Origin of the sequence: Bacteroides faecium (assembly GCF_012113595.1) — a bacterium.
GTDB lineage: Bacteria > Bacteroidota > Bacteroidia > Bacteroidales > Bacteroidaceae > Bacteroides > Bacteroides faecium.
Genome location: NZ_CP050831.1, coordinates 3181136 through 3194006, shown reverse-complemented (window position 1 = coordinate 3194006; position 12871 = coordinate 3181136). Strand labels below are relative to the sequence as shown.

Sequence of the window (12871 nt, the reverse complement as noted above, 5' to 3'; positions counted from 1 at the left end):
GCTTTAGGTATGACAATATTGGAGATAAAAAGAATTATAAACATTTTACCATAAAAGTCTAAAACAATGACTTACTGTGTTTTTTTAATCAGTTATATTTTCTACTAATATTTTTCTAAAAGGAAGCATTATACGTTGGAAAAGAGACAAATCTTTTGTGACTATTTCTGCTTTTCCTTTCATTTCCGGATAATAAGGCAATTCCTTTTTATAACTTGTCATCAACCTATCAGGTAAGGAAATCTCAACTACATAGACGGTAATATTGTCTGAGACTGAGGGTAACAACGAGATATTCTTTACATATCCTCTTATAACACCGAACTCATTGTCCGGAAAATTCTCACAATGCAAATTAACTCTCTGATTGACCTCCACTTTACCAGATCTTGTAATTGGCAAGAATGCTTTCGCAATCGGTTGACTATTATTGGCAGGCACAATATTGAAAACATCTTCTCCTACAATGACATTCTGATGTTCTGACCAGTAATTATTGAACGAAACTGTCCCAACTATAGGGGACTTTAATACATAATTCATTTCCCAAGTTTGAATTTCCGCTAAAAGTTCAAGCGCCTTACTCTTTATCTGCTCGACATATGAATTCTCTTTTTCAATAAAGTCATTTTCTACATCAATAAGTGAACCCTGCATCTCTGTCATAGAAATCTTGAGATTGTCAATATCTGTATTCGTAGCAAGCAGATTTAGTCGTGCATTAAGATAATCAACCTTCGTATCTTCCATATTAAATTCCGAAATAACTCCTTTCGAATAACAAAGAGATGAATCTCTTCTAAATTGTTTCTTTTTCAAAAGAAATTGCTCACTTTTGGCGGATAACTGTTTCTGTAAGTCATCATGGTAGTTCATATTATAGAGAATCCGTTCTTTCAAGACTTTAATCTTTTTATTATGATAATTATTCCCTTTAAATTGTTGATAGTTAACCAATACTTGATAGAATGACAAGTATATAGTCTGCAAATCTCCTAGTTCGAGTTTCTTTATTGGGAGATTAACGCATAAAGAGTCTTCTTTCAGGAAATGCTCTACAAAGGATTTAACATAATAAACATCTTCTTCTTTTGCAGAGTTCTCGATAATAGCTAAACATTCATTTTCTGATACATTTTGATTATCGGTTACATATAATTTAGTTAACCTTCCCGATTGTTTCGCTTTTATCCTTGCCGGGGGATTTGCTCCGGTAATTATAAACGAAGCAGAAATAGTATCCGGATATTTAAAGATAATAGAACCGGCAATGAACAAAACAACAATGAATAGAATGAGACATAATCCCCAACGAAATATCCAATTGGGCGTTTTTATAAAAATATGATTAATCTCTTCATTCCTTAGCTCTATATCCTCTTGAATATTATTCTCTTCTTTGTTCATATCAAGCATCTAATTCTAATTGGTTTCTAATTAAATCATAATATACTCCCTTCTTTTCAATCAACTCTCTATGATTTCCTTCTTCGATGATTCTTCCTTTATCAAGAACGATGATGTTATCAGCATTCTTAACAGTACTCAATCTGTGAGCAATAATAACTACCGTTTTATTCTCAAAAACCTGACTGAGATTATTTATTATTGTTTTTTCATTGATGGAATCTAAGGAATTGGTAGCTTCGTCGAGAAGCATAAAATCGGGATTCTTATATATAGCTCTTGCTATAAGTAACCGTTGCCGCTGTCCCTGGCTAACCCCTGAGCCTTCCATTCCTATTTTTGTATTGTATTTTAAAGGAAGTGAATCTATAAAATCTTTTATATTGGCCAATTGCGCCGCATACGCCAATCTCTTTTTGTCTATTTCTTCTTCTCCAGGAGCTATATTATAAGCTATAGTATCTGAAAACAGGGTACTTTCTTGTAAAACAGCTCCGACTTTCTGCCTCCATAAATGAGGGTTTATAGAATCAAGCAGAATCTCTCCTACCGATATTTCACCTTTCTGAATGGTATAGAATCCGAGTAACAGTTTCACGATGGTAGTTTTGCCGCTTCCACTTGCTCCCACTATGGCCGTTACTTTATTTTGCGGTATTTCTAAAGATAAATTATCAAGTACATAGTCTCTCTCGGAACCACTATAACTAAATGACACATTTTTAAAGCATATATTTCTCAATGTCGGAAGCTCTGCCATTTTATCTGATATATTTTCATCTTCATCCTCTTTATTATGAATCTCATTCAATCGTTCCAGACTTATCTTTGCATCTTGAAGTGAATGTGTCAATCCTAGAAATTGTCCGATAGGTCCGGATAATTGCCCGATAATATAACTGATAGCCATCATCATGCCTAATGTAATCTCGCCATTAACAACTAATTTAGCTGAAATATAGGAAATTGAGACATACGTTATCTGTGAGAAAAATAAAGAACCTACTGCCTGAATCTGCCCTAATGTAACACTCTGCACCCCAATTTTGAACAGTTTTATTTGGATTCTTTCCCATTTCCAGCGTTGTTGATGTTCGCAGTTGTTGAGTTTTATATCTTGCATACAAGTGATAAGTCCGAATAGATTTCCTTGTTCGGCAGAAGCTTGGGCAAATCTGCGATAATCCAATTTACGCCTATATCTCATAAACAACAGTATCCATGCAACATAAAAGACATTACCAATCAGAAAGATCGTCAATATTTCCATATTATAATAAGCCATAATTCCACCAAAAATGAAAAAGTTGGCTAATGAAAACAAGGTTGTCAAAGAGGAACCTGTAAGAAAATCTTCAATCCTGTCATGGTCACCTATACGTTGCAGTATATCCCCTATATTCTTAGTATCGAAAAATCTCAAAGGTAGTTTCATTAATTTACTCAGGAAATCAGAGATAAGAGAAATATTGATTTGAGCATTGACATACAAGGAAATCCACGATTGGATGAATCCGACCAACATAGAAGTGACACAAATTATAACTTGTGCAATCAATACCAAAGTGATAAAATCAAGATCGTTATTACCTATCCCCTGATCTACAATAGACTGCGTGAGGAAAGGGGCTATTAAAGACAGAATAGTGCCGATCAACATTCCTATCATTAATTGAAAAAACTGCGTTTTATGAGGAATCAGATAACTGAAAAAATAGCGAAATCCCTTACCTTTCTTATCATCATCAAATTCATATTCATAAAACTCAGGGGTGGGAGTCATCAATAATACCGTACCGGTTTCCTTGCCATTTGAGCGGGTACTAATCCAGCATCTTTTGAATTCAGCCTCATCCATTTCGTACTTTTCTCCCATTGGATCTGCTATTTTAATCTTATATTGACAGCGATTGGACAAGAAGTTCTTTTGTCTTTTTATATCATAACATACTACAAAATGATTTTGATTCCAGTGCAAAATACAGGGTAAAGGGGCTTCTTTTACAAGGTGATCGAAATCGCTCCGAACATACATTGTCCGGAATCCGATATGCTCCGCTGCATCACTGATGCCAAGCATTGATACGCCCAAACGTGTGATAAAACACTGTTCCCTTAAGAACTGTAAACTAAAACTTCGTCCATAAAACTTGGCAATCATACGCAGGCAAGTCGGACCGCAATCCATTAAATCCAGTTGTGTGTAGTGAGGAAATATCTTTTTCACTGTGGTTCGATGTTAATCCTGACTCATGAAACGATTATTAATATCAATAACACGCTCAATAGTATATGGAAATATAGTATTATAATGCTGTTTACGCTCCAGAATGAAATGTCCTTCATTCTCGACTAACTCATTTATTATTTCTGACACATACTGAGCTCCGCATTCAGCTCTGTATTTATGTAATATTTTTAGTTTCATATCAAATCCTAAAAATAGTTCTGTTACAAATAATAGATTTTTCAAGAAGTCTTTTGGCCGGACTTCGTATGGCACAGGCATAGCTACCCTAAATATGTGACCGAATTTAATATCCTTCAACAATCGACATCGCCCACCATCCAACCATACCTTTATGCTGATAAGCTGCTCGTCAAATCCATAAGACTTCAACCCATTAAGTCCGTCAAGATATAGCCAATACGACTTACTACAAGCATAAGAAGCCCCCATCACACAAGGAATATCTATGATTCTGTCGTCCGAATTGTCAACTTCATCTGTCATCCAAGGAGCATTTAAATCCTGAAAATCAATACGAGAACCATATCCTAAATTATCAGCATTCTGCACACCATTTTTGTCAAGGCTCAGAGTGGATGCACAAAATAGGCACTTACGCTCCTTTTCAAGTTCTCTAACCAATATTTCCACCCAATCTCTTTGATAAACCCTCATATGTGCATCCAAAAACAAAAAGAATTCCGTATTGCATTTATTAACTCCCTCATCTCGGGAGGCAGCAACTCCCATTCTTTCGGAATGCTCAATATACTTGGTACCAAAGTCTTCCGCCACTTTTTTATAATCATATCCATCCGTTGAACAATCATTAATCAAGATTATTTCAAAATCAAAATCAGAATTCTCGCGTAAACTTTTCACTGTGCTACGCACCTCTTCCTTTTCATTTAAAAAAGGAATAATCACGGTTAGTTTTGTATCCATATCGTTTTTATTTATTCAATAGCTTCAAGACGCATATTATCTAAATCCAGCAAAACTTTTTTCCCTATTCTTTTAAAGAAATCATAGCCTATCACTCCATCGAAAATTTTCATAGGCCAAATAGGCTGCATTGAGAATATTCTTATAGGATTATCTTTTTCTGTAGGAACGAAGACATTTTTATTATTGAAAGTTATTATTGGCTTTTCTGGAATTTCATAAGGTATATCAACCCATGTACGATGAAGCATGGCAAAATTAAACGGTGTCTTTACTGATATGGTATCTATGGGTATGTCATTTTTATTTTTATCATAAAATACAGAATCAATTGTAATATAACCATCACATCCTGTATCTAAGGTACCAATGAATCCTCTTTCATTTAGTTTGATTTGAGTATATATATCACCACCATAGAAAAAAATATTAGGTTCTTTCAATGTTTCATGATTAATATCCAAACTTGGAAAAGATATTGTGTTGTTTCCATAATCAATCAAGACTTTTCCTATTAATTGCATTACCGGAAAGCCTATAATTGGGCCCGCTACATCATTCATCACAGAATCAAAATGTTCCATTTTTATCGAATCGTTTTTAATTGAGTCCGGTAAGTATTGACTTATATCATGTTCCAGTAATAAAATAGGTATATTGTATAGTATTACATTTCCAATTTCTATAGAGTCCATAATAACCTGATATACTTGCATATCAGTACCATTAAATGGTTTCTGTATCATATTATGTGCATCGCAGTTAATGCCCATTTTCTCAGCATAACCTCTGCTCATAGTACAATAACACCCCAGTCCCGTATCAAAAATAGCTTTATGAACTATTCCGTTGAACTTAGCATTGAACCGTAGCCTTTCACCGCTTTCTATCTTTAAAGAATCCCCCATTTCTTTTCTTTTCAAAGTTATTAAAGGCCCGTTTATGACTTGATTGAAATAAGCAAAGCGTTCTGTGACAAAGTTTCTCCATAAACCGAGTTCCCTTTCGTTAATGTCATATGGATTATCATCTAAATATTCTTTCATAAGTTCGTAAATACGCATCCCCTGTTGACGGTTAACCAAATCGGTGTATAGAATAAATAATTCCGCATATATATTTATAGCTTGATTTCCTATAAATTCCGGATAGTATTCAAGCAACTGTTCCAGACAAAAGGCAACACTGTCCTTTCGATTCATAAATAAATGCATACGATATTTATAATATAAGTCTTCATCATAATCAAGAGTATTGTGTATCTCCTGATACAATTCCTTTGATTCAAAATATCGTCCTTCATTCAATAAGTTAAGAAGCATCTGTGATTTTTCATTTTGCCCGTAAGCAGAAAGAAAGACAAAAGCAAAGAATATTATATATAGGCATTTCCAATTGTTCATAGTCTTAATATATTGTGTTTTCATTCGGTTATTCTTGAACATCAAGACGCATATTATCTAAATCCAACAGTACCCTCTTTCCTAATCTTCTAAAACAATGATAACCAATGAGACCATCGAAAAACTTAATAGACACAATGGATGATACTGGATATATCTTAACAGACCGCTTTGTTAATATCCTTATAACTCTATCCTCAAATCTTAAAATAGGACTGTTAGGAATCATGTATGATATATTATTCCTTACATGAGACAATGTAACGTAGTTAAAAGGCATTATGGCTGTAATTGCATCTATCTTTATATCCTCTTTGTGTTTCTCATAGAACACTGTATCAATTGCAATAAACTCATCGGCTCCTGTATCTAAATACCCAATAAAGTCTTTTTCATTTAATTTTAAATGAGTATATAAGTTTTCATTATACACAAAAAGATTTGGCTCTTTCGAACAAGATTTATATTTATCAGAGACTGGGAAGTTTAATTCCATATTTTCGTTATCGATCAAGAATTTTCCAATCCATTGCATTAATGGTAATCCGACAATAATTGAAGTTACAAAGCCTGAATAAGAGTAGTTCATAGACTCCTTTGTTTCAGAATCAACGCTCAAAGAATCTGATAAATAAGGCAATGTATCTGGTTCATAGACTTCAACAGGTATATTATATAATGTAACATTACCTATTTCAATAGAATCTACTATAGCTTTATTTATTGGAATATGCTCATTTATGTTCCCGCTGCTTATTCCAGAAGTATCGCACTTTACTCCTATATGTTCAGCCATGCTTTTACTCATGACACAAAAACTTTGTAATCCTGTATCAAAAATTATTCTGCATGGAGAATTGTTAAAATGAGCCCATACTTGAAGTTTTAGTTTGTTTATTAATCTGATAGTTTCATCTGTTTTTTTTCTTTTTATTCTGATTGGAGGCTGCTTAATTGCGGATTTTAATTGGGATAGTCGATATTCATTATCATCACTCCATTCCAACAATTCGTCTTGAGGTATTTTATATGGATTTTGTTTCAAATGTTGTTTTATATGCTCATAGATAAATAATCCTCTTTCCATGTTTCGAAAATAGATATAAGTATCAAATAATACCCCATACATATTAATTGTTTCATCCCCAAATAAGTCAGGATATTCACTGAATATCTTTTCCAAATATATTTGAGCGCTGTCTTTCTTATTAATAAATGTTGCCATTCGAAATTTATAATATAAATCTATATCAGGACTTATCGTATCGCATAGCAGACTGTACAATTGTCTTGATTTGTAAAATTCACCATCATTCAGCAATTTAACAAGTTCAAGTGATTTATTCTCTTGTCCAAGCATACTGATTGAATTAATGATTAGGATTATGTATCCAAATAAGGAAATTTCCCAGTGTTTCATAGTTATAAAGTACTTATCATAGAATAGGCATAAATGCCTATTCTATGATTTTAATTAATAGTTATTACTATTTACCCCCGAAAGTATAACTTCCCGTTACATTACCGGTCCATCCTGTCTTTGTATTATAACTCGCTGTTCCACCGTATGTCCATTTACCATTTTTCACAGTATAGGACATATTAAAAGTCGTGGATTTGTTCGGCTCTGATTTAATTCCACCTGAAATTGTGTGTTGAGGAGTTTTCTTCGGAATTACAGGTGTTGACCCTATCGAATCATTCTTATTTACCGGTATCGAATCTGTCGGCATCGGAGTTGTCGGCGGGTTGTCACCTGTTCCACCATACAACTGAGACGCTTCAACAACTGTCAATCTTTCAAAATTTTCAAAAGATACTTTTCTAAGTGTTTTCATAATTCTACGAATTTAATTATTAAATACTATTTGAGTCGTGTTCTTAATTAATAATAGTTGCTGCATATTAGTTTCCACCTCCTTTCTGTAAATACGAATTGCTATACAACTAATTCTGTATTAATTACACTAACTATCTCATTATAATCATCTGATAAATAAAGGAGTTTTTCAAATCGGAGATTTTCAAGCGTATTGATTATCTCAATCTCCATAAACTCTTTTTTTATCTTGTCTTTAATTTCTTTCAAAAGAAATTCTATACCAATAACTTGTCTATTTGCACTTTCAAGTATGAACCAATCCATTTCGTCCAATTCAAACTCATTAATCACATTATTGTTAAATAGCTCTTTATAAAGTATAGTATGATTAGCTTTTCTATATATCTTATATTCGAATCTATTTTGTATAAAATATGATTCTGCTTGCTTAAAGTCATCCCAAAGAGGATTTGAGCGAATAGGCATAAGATTCAGAATATTTCCATCTTTACCTGCCGAACGTAGATAATCGGAAGGAAGAAATCTTTTAAAAGAAGGATAAATATCCCAATTCATTTTATCCGCTTTCACTTGTTTATAGAATTTATCATGACGCATTGCTTCCATCTTTCGTAATTGGTGGCGTAATTGCCCACCCTTGAAAAAGAAACGCAAATAATATAAATTAGAAATAGCTTGTAGGATATCTTCATCCGCTTCCCCGGGAATACCGATTATCACATCCGTTTCAGTCAAAGTGATATTATATAATGAAGTAAACTTGACAAGCAGAAGATTATCGGCAAATGTGCTTTTAGCTTCATACTTATTTAATAGATTTTCACTACCGGAAACATACTCTATCTGTATGGAATAAAAACCTGCCATCATCATTTTGCGTAAAGCAGCAGGAGTAATTGTTCGTGTTACGACCGGGAAAAGACTGATACTAAAATCCGGATATTGTTCCTTGACCAGAATAAGCGCATCAAGAAGTTCATAAAAGTGCGAGCAATTATTATCTGTCAATTCATATGCGGTGAAGTGGAAAGCGGTGGCATGATATTCAATGATAAAATATATTATTTCATCAATTATTGTTCGCACAGGCTTGTATCTACTCTGCCTATTCACTTCAAGACCTAACACAGATACACAAGGAGAAACTGCTATATCATTGCTTTGAACCTGTTCGATTAAATCCGAAAAATCGGGTCTTAATGACTGTTCTGCAAGAGAAAGGCAACACTTTTCTTTGCAAGAAGAAGTGATCACTTTATTTTCATGGCGGAACGCAAGTTGTGGTATGTCACAGCATGCCTTATTTTCCTCTGTCAGTTTTTTGCATAAGTCCACCATTGCTTTTTCAGTATCTCCCCATATAGCGAAATCAAATTGGCTAAACATTCGAAGATATTCTACAGCCTGATTTTTGTATTCCAGACCTCCCACTACTATGACACTTTCAGGATACTGCTGTTTTATCCTTTCAGCAATAATAGAGGCACATATCCATTTATATTGGCTATCAATAAAAAAGAAAAAACAGACTATTTCATCTGAATATATTTCTGTAAGATAATCAGATATCGCTTCTTCTAACTTCTGCGCCAAAACTTTCATATGCTTGTTGTAAAAAGCAACTTCAGAAGTTGCATGGTTGGGCTTAAGGCTCATTAGCCTCGCTTTTATATTAACGACCGCCTTTTCATCCTTATATTTCCATGCGAGATAGTTATAAAACAGAAGCAGGCTATTATCATCATTTCCTGTATTTGAAGTGTTCCCCCATACAAACAAATTCTGCAATTCTGCTAATCTGGAATTCCAATCAATGACATTAGCCGTCAAATGATGACATCCCAGATAGTTTTTCAAGATAGAAGGTGCAGGAAGAACTATATTAGCATTCCCCGGTGGTATCTGATTTATAACTACAATGTGTGTTTTCATTTGCATGTGATTTTAAATTAAGCAAATAATTATGCCTTTGATACTAAATACACCACACCTAATCTCATCCCCACATCCACGAAAAAAAATTCAACAACATTTAACACAACACTACTTTTCATGAAGATATTAATGTCGCATCTCAAGCAAAAAAAGCAGCCGAATCCCAAACAAGTAAAATTTATTTCGTAATTTTGCAGATATAAAAGAATGAAGCTATGCCGGACTATGATTTAATCGCCATACTCGGGCCCACAGCCTCGGGTAAAACTCCCTTTGCCGCTGCATTGGCCTATGAACTCAACACGGAAATTATCAGTGCCGATTCCCGTCAGATATACAAGGGAATGGATCTCGGCACAGGAAAAGACCTGGCTGATTATACGGTAAACGGGCGCACAATCCCTTATCATCTGATTGATATTGCCGAGCCCGGATATAAATACAATGTATTTGAATATCAGCGTGATTTCCTGATTCCTTACGAATCAATCAAACAAAAAGGCTGTCTCCCCGTTTTATGTGGAGGGACAGGTATGTATCTTGAATCCGTTCTGAAAGGATACAAGCTCATGCCTGTACCGGAGAATCCGGAATTACGGGCTCGTTTGGCGAATCATTCGCTCGAAGAATTGACGGAAATATTGAGTCAATATAAAGCCTTACACAACTCTACTGACGTAGATACCGTGAAACGTGCTATCCGTGCCATAGAGATTGAGGAATATTATGCTGCCAATCCGGTGCCCCAACGGGAATTTCCGGAGTTGAACAGCCTTATTATCGGTGTGGATATTGACCGGGAATTGCGTCGTGAAAAGATTACCCGGCGGCTGAAGCAACGCTTGGATGAAGGCATGGTGGATGAAGTACGGCGATTAATCGAACAAGGCATCGCGCCGGATGATTTGATATACTACGGACTGGAATACAAATATCTGACTCTTTATGTCATAGGAAAATTGACTTATGAAGAGATGTTCAGCGGTTTGGAAATAGCGATTCATCAGTTTGCCAAACGGCAAATGACCTGGTTTCGCGGTATGGAAAGAAGAGGATTTACCATCCATTGGGTGAGTGCCGAACTGCCAATGGAAGAAAAGATAGCCTTTGTAAAAGAAAAACTGGAAGGGAATTAGTATCTTTGTCAGTAATTTATAGTGAGATTTTTAATACAGTAGGATAGAAATACGGATATGAGTGTAGAACCGAAGAAATGGGGTGTGATTTATAACCCGAAAGCCGGTACCCGAAAGGTAAAGAAGCGCTGGAAAGAAATCAAGGAGTACATGGACAGCAAAGGTGTTGACTATGACTATGTGCAATCCGAAGGTTTCGGTTCAGTAGAACGTCTCGCCAAGATTTTAGCAAACAATGGCTATCGCACGATTGTCGTTGTGGGTGGTGATGGGGCTTTGAACGATGCCATCAACGGTATTATGCTATCCGATGCCGAAGACAAAAATGATATCGCTCTCGGTTTTATCCCAAACGGCATCGGGAACGACTTCGCCAGGTATTGGGGACTCAGCACTGAATATAAACCCGCGGTAGACTGTATCATCAACCATCGGTTGAAGAAGATAGACGTAGGATACTGCAATTTCTATGATGGAAAAGAGCATCAACGTCGTTACTTCCTCAATGCCGTCAATATCGGACTGGGTGCGCGAATCGTGAAAATCACCGATCAGACCAAACGTTTTTGGGGAGTGAAATTCCTGTCGTATGTTGCCGCCCTGTTCTCACTTATATTCGAGCGGAAACTATACAGGATGCACCTACGAATCAATGACGAACATATCCGCGGACGTATCATGACGGTATGCGTGGGCAGTGCCTGGGGCTGGGGACAGACTCCGAGTGCCGTTCCTTACAACGGATGGCTCGACGTATCCGTAATCTACCGCCCCGAATTTCTTCAAATCATCTCCGGTCTGTGGATGTTGATTCAAGGAAGAATCCTAAACCACAAAGTAGTGAAAAGCTACCGGACGAAAAAAGTGAAAGTACTCCGGGCACAAAACGCGTCTGTGGATTTGGACGGACGTTTATTGCCTAAGCATTTTCCTTTAGAGGTGGGAATACTTCCTGAAAAGACGACACTTATTATTCCGAATTAATAAATCCAGGCACGGATTACGCGGATTGCACGGTTTCCTGTAAATCAGAATCTGCAAGAACTGTGTAATCTATCCGCGTAATCCGTGCCTAAGAAATAAACTTATAATAGTATCAAAAAATGATAGAACTTAAAAACAATCCTGCCGATAACTTCTTTCTGTTGGCCGGCCCATGTGTGATAGAAGGCGAAGAGATGGCAATGCGCATTGCCGAACGAGTGGTGAAAATCACCGAAGCATTACAGATTCCTTATGTATTCAAAGGGTCTTACCGCAAAGCAAACCGTTCGCGCCTGGATTCGTTTACAGGTATCGGCGATGAGAAAGCACTGAAAGTACTGCAAAAGGTACGCGATACCTTCGGAGTTCCTACCGTATCCGATATTCACAGTGCGGAAGAAGCTGAAATGGCAGCCGAATATGTGGATATTCTTCAGATTCCGGCTTTCCTTTGCCGCCAAACAGATTTATTGGTTGCCGCCGCCAAGACCGGAAAGACGATTAATATCAAGAAAGGACAATTCCTCTCCCCGCTGGCGATGCAGTTTGCTGCCGACAAAGTGGTGGAAGCCGGAAATAAACAGGTGATGCTGACCGAACGCGGAACGACTTTCGGTTATCAGGATTTGGTAGTCGACTACCGCGGTATCCCCGAAATGCAGACATTCGGCTATCCCGTTATTTTGGACGTCACCCATTCATTACAGCAACCCAACCAAACCAGCGGAGTGACCGGCGGAATGCCTCAACTGATAGAAACTGTAGCCAAGGCAGGTATAGCCGTAGGCGTTGACGGAATCTTCATCGAGACACATGAAAATCCTGCCGTAGCTAAGAGCGATGGTGCCAATATGCTCAAATTAGACCTATTGGAAGACCTGCTTACTAAGTTAGTACGCATACGTGAAGCTATAAAATAACGTTTTTTCCTGTCTATTTGTGATTTGCAACCAAAAACAACGACAAATTACTCAGAAACATTTATTTA

General features: G+C 36.3%; 10 protein-coding genes. 3 read left to right on the top strand and 7 right to left on the bottom strand.

All coding sequences use genetic code 11. The features are described from left to right. Window positions 1-84: 84 nt before the first annotated feature. The 7 genes from BacF7301_RS11335 to BacF7301_RS11305 form a co-directional block, all read right to left on the bottom strand. Window positions 85-1407, bottom strand: coding sequence for an HlyD family secretion protein (locus tag BacF7301_RS11335; RefSeq protein WP_167962854.1), 1323 nt, complete (start codon window positions 1405-1407; stop codon window positions 85-87). A gap of 1 nt (window position 1408) precedes the next feature. Continuing rightward, window positions 1409-3634: a peptidase domain-containing ABC transporter gene (locus tag BacF7301_RS11330; protein WP_167962852.1), complete on the bottom strand. Its 2226-nt coding sequence runs from the start codon at window positions 3632-3634 to the stop codon at window positions 1409-1411. A gap of 12 nt (window positions 3635-3646) precedes the next feature. Beyond that, window positions 3647-4582 carry a glycosyltransferase family 2 protein gene (locus BacF7301_RS11325; protein ID WP_167962850.1) on the bottom strand — a complete coding sequence of 312 codons (936 nt, stop codon included), beginning with the start codon at window positions 4580-4582 and terminating at the stop codon, window positions 3647-3649. Window positions 4583-4593: 11 nt separating this feature from the next. Beyond that, on the bottom strand, window positions 4594-6009 hold the full coding sequence (locus BacF7301_RS11320) for an aspartyl protease family protein (RefSeq protein ID WP_167962848.1): 1416 nt from the start codon (window positions 6007-6009) through the stop codon (window positions 4594-4596). Window positions 6010-6013: 4 nt separating this feature from the next. Next, window positions 6014-7405, bottom strand: coding sequence for a retropepsin-like aspartic protease (locus tag BacF7301_RS11315; protein ID WP_167962846.1), 1392 nt, complete (start codon window positions 7403-7405; stop codon window positions 6014-6016). Between the two features lie 67 nt (window positions 7406-7472). After that, entirely contained in the window at window positions 7473-7823 is a 351-nt protein-coding gene (locus BacF7301_RS11310; RefSeq protein WP_167962844.1) for a hypothetical protein, read from the bottom strand. Between the two features lie 101 nt (window positions 7824-7924). Then, on the bottom strand, window positions 7925-9760 hold the full coding sequence (locus tag BacF7301_RS11305; protein ID WP_167962842.1) for a radical SAM protein: 1836 nt from the start codon (window positions 9758-9760) through the stop codon (window positions 7925-7927). A 218-nt stretch (window positions 9761-9978) separates the two neighbouring features. Here BacF7301_RS11305 and miaA point away from each other — a divergent pair, with 218 nt between their 5' ends. From miaA to kdsA, 3 genes are all read left to right on the top strand, one after another. After that, window positions 9979-10899 (top strand): tRNA (adenosine(37)-N6)-dimethylallyltransferase MiaA, encoded by a 921-nt coding sequence (miaA, locus tag BacF7301_RS11300; RefSeq protein ID WP_167962840.1) that lies wholly within the window; start codon window positions 9979-9981, stop codon window positions 10897-10899. 57 nt (window positions 10900-10956) lie between these two features. Next, complete coding sequence (locus BacF7301_RS11295; protein WP_167962838.1) at window positions 10957-11883, top strand: diacylglycerol/lipid kinase family protein; 927 nt, start codon at window positions 10957-10959, stop codon at window positions 11881-11883. 119 nt (window positions 11884-12002) lie between these two features. Then, window positions 12003-12803: a 3-deoxy-8-phosphooctulonate synthase gene (gene kdsA, locus BacF7301_RS11290; protein ID WP_167962836.1), complete on the top strand. Its 801-nt coding sequence runs from the start codon at window positions 12003-12005 to the stop codon at window positions 12801-12803. The last annotated feature ends 68 nt before the right edge of the window (window positions 12804-12871 follow it).